The sequence below is a fragment of the Streptomyces sp. NBC_00683 genome (assembly GCF_036226745.1).
GTDB lineage: Bacteria > Actinomycetota > Actinomycetes > Streptomycetales > Streptomycetaceae > Streptomyces.
In genome coordinates this window covers 4228743-4246165 of the sequence record NZ_CP109013.1, presented here as the reverse complement: position 1 = coordinate 4246165, position 17423 = coordinate 4228743, and the positions used below count along the sequence as shown (strand labels likewise).

Below are 17423 nucleotides of genomic sequence, written 5' to 3'. Positions count from 1 at the left end.
CCGCCCGGAGTCCGGCCCGCTGCCGCCCGCGCCGCTCCTGCCGAGCCGCCTCAGCCTGCGTCGTCGAAGGCCTCGAAAGCGTCGGCGAAATCCATTCCGTCCAGCGCGTCGAGCCCGTGATCCGCCGGGACCAGGGCCCATACGGTCACCTCACCCGAGGTGTCGTCCCGAACGCCCCACTCCTGGGCGAGGGCGCTGATGATGTTGAGCCCTCGTCCGCCGCGCGCGGTGACCGACGGGGTGGCCGGAATCGGCCTGGTCGGGCCGCCGCCGTCCGTGACCTCGACCGTCAGGCCGCCCGCTCTGTCGACGCGCCATGCGGCGCGGATGTCGCCGTCACCGACCTCCGCGTGCCGGCCCAGCGGCCTGCCGTGACGGCAGGCGTTGCTGAGAAGTTCGGAAAGGATCAATACAGCATCGTCGACAACCGTGTCCGACACCCCGTTGCTGCGCAGCTGCTCGCGCATGCAGCGCCGTGCCTGCCCCACGCCTGCAGGGCCATGAGGAACGGCCATGCTCGACGACGTGGGCACCTCTTGTGCCACCACCAACGCCACCCCCGAGACCTCCTTTGCCCCACGCCACGGATTGGATGCCCCCCTGGGCTTCACCGGAAACCGGCCAAAGCCCTGCCAGTGATGCACTCGTAACGATCGATTGCGGAGCGAATGCGCCGGTGTACCCCCTGTAACTGATGCTAAAAGCGGCCTAGTTGCGAAAGAACCTGCTTCGGTCGGTTTGTGATGATTGCATCCACGCCCAGGTCTACGCAGAGCTCTACGTCCTCCGGTTCGTTCACCGTCCATACGTGCACGCGATGGCCGGCCCTGTGCAGGCGTTCGATGTACCCGGGGTGGCTGCGCAGGATCCGCATCCCGGGGCCGGCGATCCGCGCGCCGGCCGGAAGCCGTCCGTCGCGCAGCCGCGGCGAGACGAACTGCATCAGGAAGACGGTGGGCAGGGTGGGTGCCGCCGCCCGGATGCGGTAGAGGGACCGTGCGGAGAAGCTCATGACGCGTACGGGGGAGGGCCCGCCCGCCGGCGGATTGTCCAGGCCGAACTGCTTGAGCAGCAGGAGCAGGCGTTCCTCCACCTGCCCGGCCCAGCGGGTGGGGTGCTTGGTCTCGATGGCCAGCTGGAGCGGCCGCCCGGTGGCCCGCACCTCGCTGACCAGCTCGAGGAGCCGTTCCAGCGTGAGTACGGAGGTGAGCTCACCCGGCACCGGATCCCAGTCCGGGGACTCCTCGTGGTCCTTCCACGAACCGAAGTCGAGTGCGGCGAGGTCGGCGAGCTCCAGGGCGGAGACCGCACCGCGGCCGTTGGAGGTGCGGTTCACCCTGCGGTCGTGCACACAGACGAGCTGTCCGTCCGCGGTGAGGCGGACGTCGCACTCCAGGGCGTCGGCGCCGTCCTCGATCGCCTTCCGGTAGGCGGCCAGGGTGTGCTCGGGGGCGTCGTCCGAGGCTCCGCGGTGGGCGATGACCTGGATGGGAGGGGGCATGCTGTGCTGCCGGGCGTGGGTCACCGCGTCATGGTGCCACCGTGACGCGGCGGGTGCGGGCACCTTGTCACGGGGGACCGTTTTGCCTGATGTAAAGATTGGTGTGCGGATGCACAGGTCCTGCTTACAGTGGCCTGACGTGCTGTGGGAAAAGCTGACCGCAGACACGTGCACAGCGGATCTCTTGCCGAATGCCGAGTGGAACCGAGGAGTAAAGAGCTGTGAGCACCGAGAACGAGGGCAACGAGGGCAACACGGTTCCGTCCGTACCGTCTGTTCCGTCCGCACCTCCCGTGCCGGCTGCCGCTCCTGAGGGCACCCCGCCGGGCGGCCCGGCGACGCCCGGGGCCACCCCGCCCCCTCCCGCGGACGCGCCGACGTCGCAGATTCCGGCTGCCGCCGCGCACCAGTCCGGCCCCGAGCCGTCCATGCCGCACCACGAACAGCCGCAGCCCTACCAGCCTCCGTCGCACCAGCCTCCTGCCGGTCCGGCCGATCCGGCCTCCTGGCCGCCGCCGCCTCCGGCCGTCCCGTCGTACGCGGACGGCGGCGGCACCCCGGTGTGGGGCGCCCCGGCCACGGCGGAGCCCGAAGGCCCCCGCAAGCGGCGCGCGGCGAGCGGTCTGATCGCGGCCGTCGCGGTGGCCGCGCTCGTCGCGGGCGGCGTCGGCGGGGCCCTCGGCTACTGGGCCGCCGACAGCAACGACTCCGGCTCCTCGGGGTCGACCACGGTGGCGGCCTCCAACAGCCCGAAGGACTTCAAGCGCGAAGCGGGCACGGTCGCGGGCGTCGCGGCGAACGCGCTGCCCAGCGTGGTCACCATCGACGCGCAGTCCGGCGACGGCGAGGGCGGCACGGGCACCGGCTTCGTGTACGACAAGGAAGGCCACATCCTCACGAACAACCACGTGGTGGCCTCCGCGGCGGACAACGGCCAGCTGACCGCGACGTTCTCCGACGGCAAGAAGTACGACGCGGAAGTGGTCGGCCGGGCACAGGGCTACGACGTGGCCGTCCTGAAGCTGAAGAACGCTCCGGACGGACTGACCCCGCTGCCCCTCGGTGACTCCGAGAAGGTCGCGGTGGGCGATTCGACCATCGCGATCGGCGCCCCGTTCGGTCTCTCCAACACGGTCACCACCGGCATCATCAGCGCCAAGGACCGCCCGGTCGCCTCCGGCGACGGTTCCAGCAACAAGAACTCGTACATGAGCGCCCTGCAGACCGACGCCTCGATCAACCCGGGCAACTCCGGCGGTCCGCTCCTGGACGCGGGCGGTGCGGTCATCGGCATCAACTCCGCCATCCAGTCGACCACCGGTGGCGGCGCGGGCCAGTCCCAGGCGGGCTCCATCGGCCTCGGCTTCGCCATCCCGGTCAACCAGGCGAAGAACGTCGCCGAGCAGCTGATCAAGACCGGTCAGCCGGTCTACCCGGTGATCGGCGCGACGGTCACGATGGAGGAGAAGACCGGCGGCGCCACGATCTCGGACCAGGGCGCGGCAGGCACCCCCGCCGTCACGCCGAACGGGCCTGCGGCCAAGGCCGGGTTGAAGGCCGGCGACGTGATCACGAAGTTCGACGACACGGTGGTCGAGAGCGGACCGACCCTGATCGGCGAGATCTGGACCCACAAGCCGGGCGACAAGGTCACGCTCACCTACAAGCGTGACGGCAAGACGGCGACGGCCGAACTCGTGCTGGGCGAGCGCAAGGGCGACAGCTGACCTGCCGGGACTGTTCGAACGCCGCACACGGGAGGGGCTGCCAGAATCTTCGGCAGCCCCTCCCGCGCGTGTGGCCGGAGTGACGCGACGGCGGCTGCGGCCGGCAGCGGACCTGTGGCCGACCTCTGGCCAGGGTTGCCCGGGAGGATCAGCGACCCGGTACGCTGTAGGCGCTCCGCTGCAGGTGGGCGGGGCGAGGGTGGGTTGCCCGAGCGGCCTAAGGGAACGGTCTTGAAAACCGTCGTCGCAGCGATGTGACCGTGGGTTCAAATCCCACACCCACCGCAGGATGAACGGCCCCTGACCAGGTATTTCGGTCAGGGGCCGTTCCTGTTGGCGTTGCGCGTCGGGCTCGGTGGCCGTCCGTCAGTTCCCTGTGTGCCGGGCGCAGATGCGGGTGCGCGGGGGGTTCACAGGGCTTCGGGGCGTTCCGATGTCAGGCGGGCCGCTGAGGCGATCGCCGCGCGGGCCTCCTGTTCGGAGAGGCCCGTGCGGACCGCCGCGTCGGTCAGGGCGTCCGCGAGTGCGTCGCCGAAGCCGTGTTCGTAGGCGCGGCACGCTGCCCAGAAGAGGCGCGTGTTGCGCTGGCCCTCGTGGGCGGCGAGCACGAACTGGACGAGGCCCTGGCCCTGGCCGGCGCGGGAGGGGCGGCTCGTGGGGTGCGGGCGTGCCGGGGGTGTGAGCAGGCGCAGGAGGGCGCGTGGGCACGGGGCGGGTGAGAGGTGGGCCGTGCCGGGGGCGAGCCGGTACCTGCCGTGGGTGGTGACCGACCCGGGTCCGACCAGATAGCCGCCGCTGCCGCGGACGTCGATGCCCTGGGCGAGGCGGCTCGCGGAGTTGGGCACGGTGATGCCGGACGGGCCCGTCAGCCAGAGGTGGCGGCCGCCGCTCGGGGTCAGCACCGTCACCGTGGCCGGGATGGTGAACAGGTGCTGGAGGGCGATCTGCTGGAGTGCGGCCACGGAGTCGTTGCCGTGTGCCCCGTCGATGTCGAGGTCGATGCCGATGAGGCGGTGGGGATCCCGTCCGCAGGCGATTCCGTATCCGGTGGCCCGGGGCGCGGCGGCGAAGAGTGCCCGCACCGCGGCCGGGTCGGTCGTGGCGTCGTGGACTCCGTGACCGGGCAGTCCGCAGGCACCCCGGCAGCGTACGGGAGGGTCCTCGCCGCGATGCGGGGAGCGCAGTGCGGGGAGCTTGGTCGCGGACAGGGGGAAGACGGGGAGCCCGCGTTCGGCGGCGGAGAGCGCGTGCGCCAGGGCCAGGGTGGCGGTCTGCCGGTCGATGATGGCCATGCCTCTATGTTCGTACAGATGTTCGAAGAAGGGAAGGGGATTAGGGGGTGTGCGGGATGACGGAACGCTTCTTCCTGTGCGGGGTGCGGGGTGAGGGTGTGTGGCGACTTGGGGGTGTGCGAGAGGTTTATCGGGTGTTCCTCATGCTTGCGGGGGAATCGGGAACCATGGGCGGTTCGCCGGTGATGCGGTGGGCAACTTTCGTCTCGCGACGTCGTGACCAGCACCGAGGCGGTCGGCCAACTGCTTCGGAACCAGCCGTACCAAGCCGTACTTTCGGTTCCTGGAGGAAATAGACATGGCAAGCACCCGTACCGCTCGCGCCCTCGCCGCCGTTGCCGCCCTGCCTCTCGCTGCCGCACTGTTCGGCGGTATCGCGGTCGCCGACAACGGCTCGTTCGCGAACGACGGATCGAACGCGGCGGTGGCGACGATCGGGTCCGCCGGGGTCGGGGGCAACAACTCCGGCAATTCATCGACCTCGCAGCAGCAGGCCGTCGGCTCCGGCGCATCGAACCACAGCAATTCGGCCCAGGTGAGCGGATCGGCCTTCACCGCGATCGACCAGTCCACGGACATCGTCGCGGTCTACTTCACGCCGCTCTGGTGAGCCCGTGGCCGGGGGTGCCGGGGGGTCGGCACCCGGCCGGCTGAGCAGCGGTCTGCGGGGCGGCACTCCGGTGCGCCCCGCAGGCCGCTGTCCGTCTGTCCGGGCGGGGCGCCCGCGCACCCTTCCCCGGGGTGAGGACCCTGAGGGCGGCCGAGGGGCCCTCCACCTTCAGGAGGTGGAGCCTGCCCCGCCCCTACAACCTGAGGCGGACGCCGCTTCGGGACCTGGGGCCGATCCCCTCGACGGTGCCCGCTCCTAGCGTGGAAGGCATGACCACGCCAGTCTGCACCGGTGCCTCCAGGGCAGTCGCTGCTTCCGCCGGACACCCGCGCTACACGTCGTTCTCGTCGTACGTACGGGCACGGGGCCCCGTGCTGCTGCGTACCGCCCGCTCCCTCACCGCGAACCCGAGCGATGCCGAGGATCTGCTGCAGACCGCTCTCACCAAGACGTACGTCGCCTGGGAGCGGATCGAGGACCACCGGGCGCTCGACGGATACGTCCGCCGCGCACTGGTGAACACCCGCACCTCGCAGTGGCGCAAGCGCAAGGTCGACGAGTTCGCCTGCGAGGAGCTGCCCGAGAAGGAGGCCGCTCCCGCGCCCGACCCCGCCGAGCAGCAGGTGCTGCACGATGCGATGTGGCGTGCCGTGATGAAGCTCCCGGACCGCCAGCGGGCCATGGTCGTCCTGCGGTACTACGAGGACCTCAGCGAGGCGCAGACGGCCGATGTCCTCGGGGTGTCCATCGGTACGGTCAAGAGCGCCGTGTCACGCGCGCTCGGGAAGCTCCGCGAGGATCCGGGGCTCGATCCGGTCCGATGAGGCCGCGCGAGTGCCCGTGACAGCCCGATTTTGCCGACCGACACCGATTCGTACTCCCGGGAGTAGTGACATACCGAGCGGTATGTGCGCAGAATCAGCGCAACCTTACTGCCGCGTAGCGCCCACCGGGAGGACGCCGTGCTGAGCACCATGCAGGACGTACCGCTGACTGTGACCCGCATCCTGACGCACGGGATGACCATCCATGGGAAGTCACAGGTCACGACCTGGACCGGCGAACCAGAGCCGCAACGGCGCAGTTTCGCCGAGATCGGCAGGCGCGCCACACAGCTGGCCCATGCCCTGCACGACGAACTCGGCATCGATGGCGACCAGCGCGTCGCCACCCTCATGTGGAACAACGCGGAGCACGTGGAGGCGTATCTGGCGATCCCCTCCATGGGCGCCGTGCTGCACACGCTCAACCTCAGGCTGCCGGCCGAGCAGCTGGTGTGGATCGTCAACCACGCGGACGACAAGGTCGTTCTCGTCAACGGTTCGCTGCTGCCGCTCCTCGTACCGCTGCTCCCCCGCCTGCCGTCCATCGAGCACGTGGTCGTCGCCGGGCCGGGCGACCGCTCCGCGCTCGAGGGAATCGCGCCCCGGGTGCACGAGTACGAGGACCTGATCGCCGGACGCCCCACCAGCTACGACTGGCCCGAGCTGGACGAACGCCAGGCCGCCGCCATGTGCTACACCTCCGGGACCACCGGGGACCCCAAGGGCGTCGTCTACTCCCACCGGTCCGTCTACCTGCACTCCATGCAGGTCAACATGTCCGAGTCGATGGGCCTGACGGACAAGGACACGACCCTGGTGGTCGTCCCCCAGTTCCACGTGAACGCCTGGGGGCTGCCGCACGCGACGTTCATGACCGGCGTCAACATGCTCATGCCCGACCGCTTCCTCCAGCCGGCCCCGCTCGCCGACATGATCGAGCAGGAGAGGCCGACGCACGCGGCCGCCGTTCCCACGATCTGGCAGGGACTGCTGGCCGAGGTCACCGCGAATCCGCGCGACCTCACCTCCATGGCGAACGTCACCATCGGCGGCGCCGCCTGTCCGCCCTCCCTGATGGAGGCCTACGACAAGCTGGGCGTCCGCCTCTGCCACGCCTGGGGAATGACGGAGACCTCACCGCTCGGCACGATGGCCAACCCGCCCGCCGGGCTGACCGCCGAGGAGGAGTGGCCGTACCGCGTCACCCAGGGCCGGTTCCCGGCCGGGGTCGAAGGGCGCCTGGTCGGCCCGGGCGGCGAGCACCTGCCCTGGGACGGGGAGTCCGCGGGTGAACTGGAAGTCCGCGGCCCCTGGATCGCCGGCGCGTACTACGGCGGTGCGGACGGTGCGGACCTGCGCCCCGAGGACAAGTTCAGCGAGGACGGCTGGCTGAAGACCGGCGACGTCGGTGTGATCAGCGAGGACGGCTTCCTCACGCTCACCGACCGCGCCAAGGACGTCATCAAGTCCGGCGGGGAGTGGATCTCCAGCGTCGACCTGGAGAACGCGATCATGGCGCACCCCGATGTGGCGGAGGCCGCGGTCGTCGCCGTCCCCGACGACAAGTGGGGTGAGCGCCCCCTCGCGACGGTCGTCCTGAAGGAGGGTGCCACGGCCGACTACGCGGCGCTCAGGACCTTCCTCGCCCAGTCCGTCGCCAAGTGGCAGCTGCCGGAGCGCTGGTCGATCATTCCGGCGGTGCCGAAGACGAGCGTGGGCAAGTTCGACAAGAAGGTGATCCGCAAGCAGTACGCGGACGGCGAGCTGGACGTCACCCAGCTCTGAGCCGAACCACTGGACACGGGCGAGGGCGGTACGGGTCTTCCCGTACCGCCCTCGTCGTACGCGTCCGTCCGCCGGTCTCTCCCGAGGCCGACCGTCAGTTGGTCCCTATCTTCGCCAGCAGATCCACGATCCGGGACTGCACCTCGTCGCTCGTGGAGCGCTCGGCCAGGAACAGGACCGTCTCGCCCGAAGCGAGCCGCGGCAGATCCGCCTCGTCCATGCCGGAGGTGTAGACGACCAGCGGCGTACGGTTCAACTGGCCGTTCGCGCGCAGCCAGTCGATGATCCCGGCACGTCGGCGACGTACCTGCATCAGGTCCATCACGACCAGGTTCGGCCGCATCCGCGTGGCGAGTTCGACCGCCTCGCTGTCACCCGACGCCCGCGCGACCTGCATGCCGCGGCGCTCCAGCGTCTCCGTGAGCGCCAGCGCGATCTCCTCGTGCTCGTCGATCACCAGCACCCGCGGCGGATGCTGGTCACTGTCGCGCGGGGCGAGGGCCTTGAGGAGCACGGCGGGGTCGGCACCGTACGCGGCTTCCCTGGTCGCCTGCCCCAGACCGGCCGTCACCAGCACCGGAACCTCCGCGGCCACGGCGGCCTGGCGCAGCGACTGCAGAGCCGTACGCGTGATCGGACCGGTCAGCGGGTCGACGAACAGCGCGGCCGGGAACGCCGCGATCTGGGCGTCGACCTCCTCGCGGGAGTGCACGATCACCGGACGGTAGCCGCGGTCGCTGAGTGCCTGCTGGGTCGAGACGTCCGGGGCGGGCCAGACGAGCAGCCGCCGCGGGTTGTCCAGCGGCTCGGGGGGCAGCTCGTCGTCGACGTGGAGCGGCTGCGGCCGGTTGGCCACCTCGACCGCGCCACCGGGTCCGTCCAGCGGCTCCGGCCCTTCGGCGCCCTCGTCGGGAGCGCCTATGGCGTACGAGCGCCCCTCGGCCGCGGGAGCGGACAGCAGCTGACCCGAGCCGGCGCCCTGGGTGGTGCCGCCCTGCGCGGGACCCGCCGGTGCGGGTGCGCCCGCGGTACCGGGCCGGGCCGGGGCGACAGGTGAGGGGCCGGGCTGCGGAGCTGCGGGCAGCACCGGGCGCTCGGCCTCCGGAGGGGCGGCGAGCTTGCGGCGGCGTCCGGCACCGCCGAGCGTCTGGTTCTGCTGGTGCGCGAGGTGCTGCGCGAACGGCACACCCTGACCCAGCGTCCGCACGCTGAACGCGCGTCCCTGCGTCGAGTCCGAGGACGTGGGCGACGGTGCCTCGGCGGGCAGCGGCTGGCGCCGCGCGTCCGGTACGGGGACCTGCGCGGCCACGGGTGCGCCCGCAGGGCCCTGCGGGTCCGGTGCGGGGTGGTCCGCGTCGTCGGCCACCGGATGCTGTGCCGCTACGGGCGCGGCTGCGGCCCCGGAGGGAGCCCCGGCCGCGGGGGGAGCAGCGATGGTGCCCGTGGTGTGTGTGGTGCTGTCCGGACCCACCCAGGATTCGTCGGAAGCCTGAGCGGGGACGTCGGCGGCGTCCTGCCCGTTCAGTGCGGCCAGGCCCTGCCCCGAGGTACCGGACTGCGACCAGTCGGGCTGCGGGGGGACGGTGGGCAGCGGCTGCCCGGGCACGGAGTGGTCCGGCAGGCCCGGCTGCTCCTGCACGTCTGCGGCGCGCGCCCTGCGACGACCCGACGGCACGGGGTGTGCCTGCGGCGGTGTGTGGTCGGCGTCCGGCGCGCTCGGTACGGCGTCGTGGCGCTCCGGCAGCGGGCCGGACGGCCCGCCCTGCGCGACGGGCGGCACCCGGTCCGCGTCGGCGGGAGGCAGCGCGAACGCGGTACGCGGCTGTGCGGCCTCGGCCGGAGCGGAGTGCTCCGGCGCAGCCGAGAGGGCCCGCCGGGCCCGTCGCCCACCGGTCTGCTGTGCCTGCTGTGCCTGCTGTCCCTGTGCCTGACCCTGGTGGGCCTGCGGGGGCCCGGCGTCGGCCGACGCGAGGGCCGGAAGCGCGCGCTGGTTCCCGCCGCCGGGACGCGTCTGCCGTCCCTGGGCCTCCTGCGGCACGCCCTGCGGAGGCACGGTCTGCCCGCGCTGCGGCCGGCCGCCCCCGCCCTGCGCACCCTCGGCCGCCGTCACCACGGAGCCTTCGGAGGGAGCCGGGGGAGCTGAGGGAGCCGCGGAGGCAGGGGAGGGTGCCGGGAGAGCCAGGGCCTCCCGGGGCCGGTCCGCCTGAGCCTCCGTCTCGGCCGGGCTGGGCCGCCCGCGCCTGCGCCCGGAGCCCTCGCTCTGCTGAGGCGCGATCGCTTCCTGTTCCTGCTGCTCCTGGGGCGCAGCCGGTCCACGACGCGCCCTGCGCCGCCCTGTCGGCTCGTCCGCCGCGGCCTCCCCGGCCTCGGCGGCCGCGTCCACGGGGCTTTCCAGGAACGCGTCGGTCGACGCCCTCCGGGCCCTGCGCCGGCTGCCACCCGTACCGCTGTTCGCGGGTTGGGGGGCGACGTCCGGCTGGACCTCCTCGGGTACGGGAACCGGCGCCGGCGGGGGCGCAAGCGTCCCGGAGCCCGCACCGAGCGGCACCTCCAGGACGTACGCACTGCCGCTCATCCCAGGCATCTCGTGCGTCTGGAGCACGCCGCCGTGGGCCCGCACGATCCCGCGCACGATCGGTACGTGCACCGGGTCTCCCCCGGCGAACGGCCCGCGCACCTCGATCCGTACGACGTCACCGCGCTGCGCCGCGGCCACGACCACCGTCGAGTCGACGTAGCCGCCGCCGGGAACGATCCGGGCCTTGCCGGTCGAGTCGACTCCCGCCACGTCCGCGACGAGGTGGGCGAGCGCCGTGATCAGCCGGCCCGGGTCGACCTCGGCCTCGATCGGCGGCGCGTGCACCGCGAACTGCGCGCGGCCGGGGCCGATCAGCTCGACCGCACCGTCGATACCGGCCGTCACCACCGAGTCGAGCAGCACCGTCTGCTTGACGAGCGCCTCCACGCCGCCGTCCAGACGCTGGTAGCTCAGCACGTTGTCGACGAGCGTCGTCATCCGGGCGTAGCCCGCGGCGAGGTGGTGCAGGATCTGGTTGGCCTCGGGCCACAGCTGGCCGGCCGGGTCGGCGGCGAGCATCGAGAGCTCGCCGCGCAGCTCCTCCAGCGGGCCGCGCAGGGATTCGCCGAGCACCGCGGTCAGCTGGGTGTGCCGCTCGCCCAGCTCGGACAGCTGATCGGCCTGCTCCTCCAGCTCGGAGGCGTACCGCTCGGTCCGGTCGGCCAGCTCGGCCGCGTGGCGTTCGGTCAGTCCGGCGACCTCGGCACGGTGGTTCTCGGTGAGCTCGGCGACCTCGGCGGCGTGCCGTTCGGTCAGCCCGGTGACCTCGTCCGTGTGCTGTTCCGTCAGTTCCTCGTAGGGCCTGCGGTCGGTGAAGGTCATCACCGCGCCGACCAGCTGGTCCCCGTCGCGCACCGGCGCGGTCGTGAGGTCGACCGGCACCTGCGCGCCGCTCTTGGACCAGAGGACCTGGCCGCGCACCCGGTGCTTGCGGCCGGACTTGAGCGTGTCGGCGAGCGGGGACTCCTCGTACGGGAAGGGGTCGCCCTCCGCGCGCGAGTGCAGGATCAGCGGGTGCAGTTCCTTGCCGCCGAGGTCGCTGGCGCGGAAGCCGAGGATCTGGGCGGCGGCGGGGTTGACCAGGACGACCCGGCCGTCCGTGTCCGTACCGACGACGCCCTCGGAGGCGGCCCGCAGGATCATCTCGGTCTGGCGCTGCGAACGGGCCAGCTCGGCCTCGGTGTCGACGGTGCCCGAAAGATCCCGTACGACGAGCATGAGCAGCTCGTCGCCGGTGAAGTTCGAGTGGATGTCGTTGTATCCGGCCTGGCCGCTGTCGAGGCTCGCGCTGGTGACCTCGACCGGGTACTCGGTGCCGTCGGTCCGGCGCGCGGTCATCCGCGTCGGCTTGGTCCTGCCCTGCTCGTCCGCAGTCTCCGGCCTGCGCATCGACCCCGGGATCAGCCTGGAGTCGAACTCCGGAAGCAGATCGAGCAGTCCGCGCCCCACGAGCGCGGTGCCCGGGGTCTCGAACATTTCGAGGGCGATGGTGTTGGCGTTGACGACCGTGCCGTTGCAGTTGACGAGCAGGAGCCCGTCCGGGAGGGCGTCGAGTATGGCTGCGAGGCGAGCAGCGCCTCGGGATGGCCTGCTGCTCACGAGACGCTTCCTCCCTGAATACCGCACCTTGCCGACAGCGGGCCCCATCCTGCCCCTCGGGCCTCAGGCTGTCACGAAAGGAGTCTAAAGGCACCGAGGGCACATGGGGCGGCGGATGAGGGGGAGCTCTCACCAAGGTTCTGTGCACACGGTGTACGCCGGTGGTCCATGTCGTGACTGCGGGCGCCCCCTGTGACGTGCGACGACGCACACCGGGGGCCCCGGCAGGAGGCGCCGCACACGCCCCGCAGAGCCTGTTACCTGGCGGACGGGAGCACCGGCACAAGGTTGTTCCAGCGCGAGATCTCGCAGCCGTTGGCCCGGCTGAACCGCGCGTCGATGTTCTCCCCCTGCCAGGTCCCCTGGACCCGGGCGGCGGCGGGTCCGCCCGCCTGCTGCGTACACATGGCGTTCCGGTCCGTCGGTACGAAGGGGTTGTCGCCCGACTCCGCGGCCTCCGCCAGCAGGTCGCAGGCGCGCTGAGCGGCGGGGTGGGTGCCGCCCGCCGGATCGCACTGAAGCTCGAACGTTCCGTCGGCCGTCGGGTTGCCCGACTCCGAGACCGTCACCGTGAGCCGGGTCGCCGTGTCCCGCCCGCCCACCCAGTCCCCCTGGAGCACGGGGAGCGGGGGCAGCGGCAGGAGAGGGGTGACAGCCGTTGCGGCGGGAGCGGCGGCCGACAGTGCGGCGAAGGACGCGACGGCGGTGAGCGTGAGACGGCGCAGCATGCGGGGCTCCTGTTGTTCTGGCGCACCCGGGGGGCGCGCCGGGCTGCTCCGGTGCACGCCGGGTGGGTGCGCGCGCCGGGCAAAGGGGCGGTGGCGGACAGAGGGCGGAGCCCTCGCCTTCTCTAACGCTCCGCGCGTCCGCACGTTGCGCAACTCGTGGGGGGCCGACCGGAACAGCCGCGCCGCAGGGCGCTTTGCCTCGCCGCCCGCCTGCCTAGTACCGTGGGCGGCGATTGGTGACAGCGCGCTCGACTGTGTCATCATCTGCACGCACCACTCGCGCTCGCGCGGGGTGTGCTGGAGGCGTCGCCTAGTCCGGTCTATGGCGCCGCACTGCTAATGCGGTTTGGGTCTTAAAGCCCATCGAGGGTTCAAATCCCTCCGCCTCCGCAAGATCCCGAAGCCCCGCACCTCTGGTGCGGGGCTTCGGTCGTGTACCGGCCACGGAAGTGTCCGACGGGCGGGCCGCAGACCTGCTCCAGGACGGCGTTTTCGCAGGTCAGGAGAGGTATGGCTAATGGATTTCGCGTGACGGCGCAGGTCATGTAATGTTGTTCCCGCAACGCCGACCAGGCAGAAAAGCCCGGAACGCCAAGCACTCGTAGCTTAACGGATAGAGCATCTGACTACGGATCAGAAGGTTGCAGGTTCGAATCCTGCCGAGTGCACAGCAGGCCAGAGGCCCTCAGGAGAAATCCTGAGGGCCTCTCGCGTTTCCCGTGCAGCAGCGAGGTGCAGCAGCGAGGTGCAGCAGCGAGGTGCAGCAGCGCAGTGCACCATCCGTGTCAGCCGGTACCGCCCATCGAGTCGGACACCCGGGTGTGTTCGCCCTCGCGGCTGTCCGCGAGAAACTCCACCAGCGCCGTGGCGAAGAGCCAGACCAGTGTGATGGTGAGGACGACCAGCGCCGTCGGGTAGCTCCACAGGACGTACGTCAGGACTGCCAGGCCGAGCAGGATCCAGGTGATCCACGCGCGGTGGCGTCGGAGGAACGGTCCGACCGGGCCCGTGCGCATGCCCATGCGGTCGGCGGTGGAGCGGACCGCCCCGATGCCGGCGTGCCACGACTGCCGTACGAAGGTCGCCGATCGGCCGGGACCGCTCAGCCAGGCGGCCAGGGCGACCACCACGCCGAGCGTCACCGCCATGCGGACCGTGGTGCGCAGGTAGCGCGTGAGCGTGTCGTAGACGGACTCGGCGGCGGCCTGCGAGACGTTGTCGGGCAGCGCGTTCAGATAGGCCACGCGGAAGACGGTCAGGCCCAGGCCCAGCATCAGCACGGCGAAGGCGAAGGCGAGCGCCGCGGTCACGAGAACGCGCCTGCGGTGCCTGGACAGCAGGACTCCGGCTGCGATGAGGACCACCGAGAGCACGGGCAGCCAGAACCCGGCGATCTGCAGGACCCGGAAGTACGTCTTGACGTCGCCGATGTTGTCGACGCGCAGCACCGTGAAGTCGGTGTGCACTTCCGGGATCTTCGAAGCCACCGTCATGCCTGCGTCGACGAGGCGTTGCTTGACCTGTGCGACGACCGGTCCGAGGTCGACGGCGACCGTGTTGTCGTTGATCTTCACCGCACCGCCGCCGGAGCCCGTGAGCGCCTTCTCGACGGCCACGTGGATGCGCTCGTTGGCCTGGATCCAGATGTTCTCGAAGGTCTCGGAGGCGATGACCTCCTCCGACTTGTCGTGGACGAAGCTGCGGACGGCGCTCTCCAGTGAGTCGCCGAGTTTGCCGAGCGCCTTCTGGGCCAGCGGCCGGTCCGCGGGTGCCACGCCTTCGAGCAGGGTCGGCAGGTCGATGTGCTGCATCACCGCGTCGGTGACCCTGTTCGCCGCGGCCTTCTGGATGGCGGGGTCCGAAGCGAGCGGCGTGACCGTGTCCACGTAGCGGTCCTTGTTGCCCACGATGTCCGCTGCCCAAGAAGCGAAAGCGGCATGCGGAGCGAGGATGCAGCCGATGATGATGAGCAGCGCGGAGAAGAAGGAGCGCCAGCGGTGGTGGGGCGCCCGGGCCGTCTTGTCCGCCTCCAGCGCGTCAAGGCGTGACCGCAGTACGTCCAGCTCGTGCTGTTCGCCGTCTGCGCCCGAAGCGTCAGGCTCTTTCCCACCCGGACCTGCTGACCTGTCGTCCGGCATGGCGCGCCTCCGGGTTTGTCTCGTCGGTTTGCTGCCAGCACATCCCGGAGGCCGGTCACGCGCGAGCGCTCGGCGGCCGTCAGGGTGAAGGGCATGGGGCGCCGCGGAGACCACCCACCGGTGCCGTGGACCTGCCGTTCGGTCAGACCCGCCGCAGGTTCGAGCTCCTGCTGAACGAACAGCAGCCCGAAGGCCCCCGGATCATCCAGAGAGGCCCCCAGGGGAAGTCCTGGGGGCCTCTCTGGCGGGGCTTCTCGCGGGGGGCGTCAGGCCGATGCCTCGGCGGGCGAGCCCTCCGGAGTCCTCTCCCGCACGATGCGCCGGGGCCGCGACGGCACCCCGAGCAGCGGGTTGGCGACGCCCCAGGCCGCGCCCTTGCAGATCAGCTCCTTGTAGAGGGCGGCGAGCCGTCCCGTCAGGGCCGCACCCTTGGAGCGGTCGTCTGCGGTGACGTACTGGATCAGGCCTTCCCTGCGGCCCAGCGAGATGCACTGGTTGAAGTAGCGCAGCGGCGTGTTCGGGGTCTTCCCGCCCGTCAGGCGCGCCGCGATGGCGTCGGCGGCCTGCCAGGCCATGGGGGTGCCCGTGGCGCACGACATCCGCAGCGGCTTGTCGCCGGGGCCCATCGCCATGGCCGCGTCGCCGATGGCGTACACGTCCGGGTGCGAGACCGAGCGCATGGTCCGGTCGACCACGATCTGGCCGGTGTCGGTGACTTCCAGGGCGGTGGCCCGGGCGATCGGGTGGACCGCGAAGCCGGTGGTCCACACGGTGACCGCGGCCGGGACGGAGGTTCCGCCGGCGGTCGTGACGCGGTCGGCCTCCACGGCTGTGACGGCTGCCTGCTCGTGGACGGTGATGCCGAGCTTGTCGAAGACCTTCCGTACGTGGTCGCGGCCCTTGGGCGAGAGCCAGTCGCCGAGCTCGCCGCGGGCGGTGAGGGCGACGTCGAGGTCAGGGCGGGCCTCGGCGATCTCCGTCGCGGCCTCCAGGCCGGTGAGGCCGCCGCCGACGACGACCACGGTCTGCCCGGCGTCCAGGCCGGCCAGGCGCTCGCGCAGCCGGAGCGCTCCGGGGCGGCCGGCGATCTCGTGGGCGTGCTCGGCGGCGCCGGGGACGCCTCGGCTGTTCCAGGCGCTGCCGAGGGCGTAGACGAGGCTGTCGTACTCCAGCTCCTCGGTGCCACCCCCGTCGCCCTGGTCGATGACGGTGACGGTCCTGCGGTCGACGTCGACGCCCGTGACCCTCGCGAGCCTCAGCTCGACGCCGGTGCCCGCGAACATTTCGCTGAAGGGACGGGCCTTGAGGTCCTGGCCGGTCGCCAGCTGGTGCATCCGCACGCGCTCGACGAAGTCGGGCTCGGCGTTGACGAGGGTGATGGCGACGTCCTCGCGGTGCAGCCGCTTGGCGAGGCGCCCGGCGGCGATGGCTCCGGAGTATCCGGCTCCGATGACGATGATGCGGTGCTGCATGTCCTGGCTCCTGTCTCGCGCGGGTTCACCACCTGAACCGGGCAGCCCTCCGTTTCCTGACAGGAGTGCGATGTGAAGCAGGTCACATCGGGATCAGAAGAATCAGAAGGCGTTGAACAGGGGTTCCCCGTGCTCGGTGGCCGCCCACTGCCGGGTCGCGCGTTCGAGCTTGTCGGGGTTGACCTGGTTGCGGAACGCGGCGATGCCCTCGGCGGTGATCTCCAGGCACATGACGCCGACGACGCGGCCGTCGAGGACCGCCACGATGGCGGGGGCGCCGTTGGCGGTCGTGACGTAGACCCCGGGTGAGCCGCCGACGATGGCGCGCTTGGCCTCGGCCGGCTTGAACAGACCCCGCATGAACTTCGCGACCGCGAGGGCGCCCTCGAACGCCTTGGCACGGGCCGGGACCTTCCCGCCGCCGTCGCCGATCGCGACGGCGTCCGCGGTGAGCAGCCGCACGAGCGGCTCGGTCCGGCCGCTGGTGGCGGCGGCGAGGAACTCCTCGACGATCCGCCGGGTCGCGGCCTCGTCGATCTCGGTGCGGGCCTTGCCGTCCGCGACGTGCTTCTTGGCGCGGTGGAAGGTCTGCTGGGCGGCGGCCTCGGTGACGCCGATGATCTCCGCGATCTCCCGGTGCGGGTAGCCGAAGGCCTCCCGCAGCACGTACACCACCCGCTCGTTGGGGGAGAGGCGCTCCATGAGGGCGAGGACGGCGTACGAGACCGATTCGCGCTGCTCGGCGGTGTCGTCGGGGCCGAGCATCGGGTCCCCGGCGAGCAGCGGCTCGGGCAGCCATTCGCCCACGTAGGTCTCGCGCCGGACGCGGGCCGAGGTGAGCTGGTTGAGGCACAGGTTGGTGAGGACCTTCGTCAGCCAGGCCTCGGGGACCTCGACGCGGTCGACGTCGGCGGCCTGCCAGCGCAGGTACGTGTCCTGCACGGCGTCCTCGGCATCGCTCGCGGAGCCGAGGAGGCGGTAGGCGATGGCCTGCAGGCGGGGCCTGGAGGCCTCGAACCGGTCCACGTCGTTCATGGTCAGAGCCATGGCCCGGATCCTAGCTCTCGCGGCCTTCTGCGGCCCATGGGGAGCGGCCCCCGCGTCGCTCGGCCGGTGCTGTCCGACAGGGACCTTCCATAGGATCGGCGCATGATGCAGCGAAGGGCCGA

At 71.5% G+C, this 17423-nt stretch carries 12 protein-coding genes and 3 tRNA genes; 7 read left to right on the top strand and 8 right to left on the bottom strand.

Going from position 1 to position 17423, the window contains the following annotated elements; genetic code table 11:
- Positions 1-50 precede the first annotated feature (50 nt).
- Together OG257_RS19030 and OG257_RS19025 are read right to left on the bottom strand one after the other, a co-directional pair.
- Positions 51-644, bottom strand: coding sequence for an ATP-binding protein (locus OG257_RS19030; protein WP_329208960.1), 594 nt, complete (start codon positions 642-644; stop codon positions 51-53).
- 53 nt (positions 645-697) lie between these two features.
- Positions 698-1525, bottom strand: a complete 828-nt coding sequence (locus OG257_RS19025; RefSeq protein ID WP_329208958.1) for a glycerophosphodiester phosphodiesterase — start codon at positions 1523-1525, stop codon at positions 698-700.
- A gap of 197 nt (positions 1526-1722) precedes the next feature.
- Here OG257_RS19025 and OG257_RS19020 point away from each other — a divergent pair, with 197 nt between their 5' ends.
- The gene (locus OG257_RS19020; RefSeq protein WP_329208957.1) at positions 1723-3228 is read left to right on the top strand and encodes a S1C family serine protease; all 1506 of its coding nucleotides are present in this window, start codon (positions 1723-1725) and stop codon (positions 3226-3228) included.
- Positions 3229-3426: 198 nt separating this feature from the next.
- Positions 3427-3513, top strand: a tRNA-Ser gene (locus OG257_RS19015).
- A gap of 125 nt (positions 3514-3638) precedes the next feature.
- Here the strand turns inward: OG257_RS19015 and OG257_RS19010 are convergent.
- Positions 3639-4520 (bottom strand): bifunctional DNA primase/polymerase, encoded by an 882-nt coding sequence (locus OG257_RS19010; protein WP_329208955.1) that lies wholly within the window; start codon positions 4518-4520, stop codon positions 3639-3641.
- Positions 4521-4818: 298 nt separating this feature from the next.
- On the opposite strand from OG257_RS19010, the gene OG257_RS19005 reads away from it, so the two are divergent.
- The 3 genes from OG257_RS19005 to OG257_RS18995 all read left to right on the top strand — a co-directional run bounded on the left by OG257_RS19005 (position 4819) and on the right by OG257_RS18995 (position 7739).
- Positions 4819-5130 carry a hypothetical protein gene (locus OG257_RS19005; RefSeq protein WP_329208953.1) on the top strand — a complete coding sequence of 104 codons (312 nt, stop codon included), beginning with the start codon at positions 4819-4821 and terminating at the stop codon, positions 5128-5130.
- A gap of 269 nt (positions 5131-5399) precedes the next feature.
- Positions 5400-5954: a SigE family RNA polymerase sigma factor gene (locus tag OG257_RS19000; protein ID WP_329208951.1), complete on the top strand. Its 555-nt coding sequence runs from the start codon at positions 5400-5402 to the stop codon at positions 5952-5954.
- Between the two features lie 138 nt (positions 5955-6092).
- Positions 6093-7739: a long-chain fatty acid--CoA ligase gene (locus OG257_RS18995; protein ID WP_329208949.1), complete on the top strand. Its 1647-nt coding sequence runs from the start codon at positions 6093-6095 to the stop codon at positions 7737-7739.
- A gap of 94 nt (positions 7740-7833) precedes the next feature.
- On the opposite strand, the gene OG257_RS18990 is transcribed toward OG257_RS18995, so the two are convergent.
- Positions 7834-11916, bottom strand: coding sequence for a PAS domain-containing protein (locus OG257_RS18990; protein WP_329208947.1), 4083 nt, complete (start codon positions 11914-11916; stop codon positions 7834-7836).
- Between the two features lie 257 nt (positions 11917-12173).
- Positions 12174-12644 (bottom strand): SSI family serine proteinase inhibitor, encoded by a 471-nt coding sequence (locus tag OG257_RS18985; protein ID WP_329208945.1) that lies wholly within the window; start codon positions 12642-12644, stop codon positions 12174-12176.
- Between the two features lie 299 nt (positions 12645-12943).
- On the opposite strand from OG257_RS18985, the gene OG257_RS18980 reads away from it, so the two are divergent.
- Positions 12944-13034: transfer RNA gene (locus OG257_RS18980), tRNA-Ser, on the top strand.
- Positions 13035-13239: 205 nt separating this feature from the next.
- Positions 13240-13312 (top strand) — tRNA-Arg (locus OG257_RS18975).
- A 117-nt stretch (positions 13313-13429) separates the two neighbouring features.
- Here the strand turns inward: OG257_RS18975 and OG257_RS18970 are convergent.
- From OG257_RS18970 to OG257_RS18960, 3 genes are all read right to left on the bottom strand, one after another.
- Positions 13430-14782 (bottom strand): hypothetical protein, encoded by a 1353-nt coding sequence (locus OG257_RS18970; protein ID WP_329208943.1) that lies wholly within the window; start codon positions 14780-14782, stop codon positions 13430-13432.
- 266 nt (positions 14783-15048) lie between these two features.
- Entirely contained in the window at positions 15049-16254 is a 1206-nt protein-coding gene (locus tag OG257_RS18965) for an NAD(P)/FAD-dependent oxidoreductase (protein ID WP_329208941.1), read from the bottom strand.
- A 102-nt stretch (positions 16255-16356) separates the two neighbouring features.
- Positions 16357-17301: an RNA polymerase sigma-70 factor gene (locus tag OG257_RS18960; protein WP_329208939.1), complete on the bottom strand. Its 945-nt coding sequence runs from the start codon at positions 17299-17301 to the stop codon at positions 16357-16359.
- Positions 17302-17423: the final 122 nt, after the last annotated feature.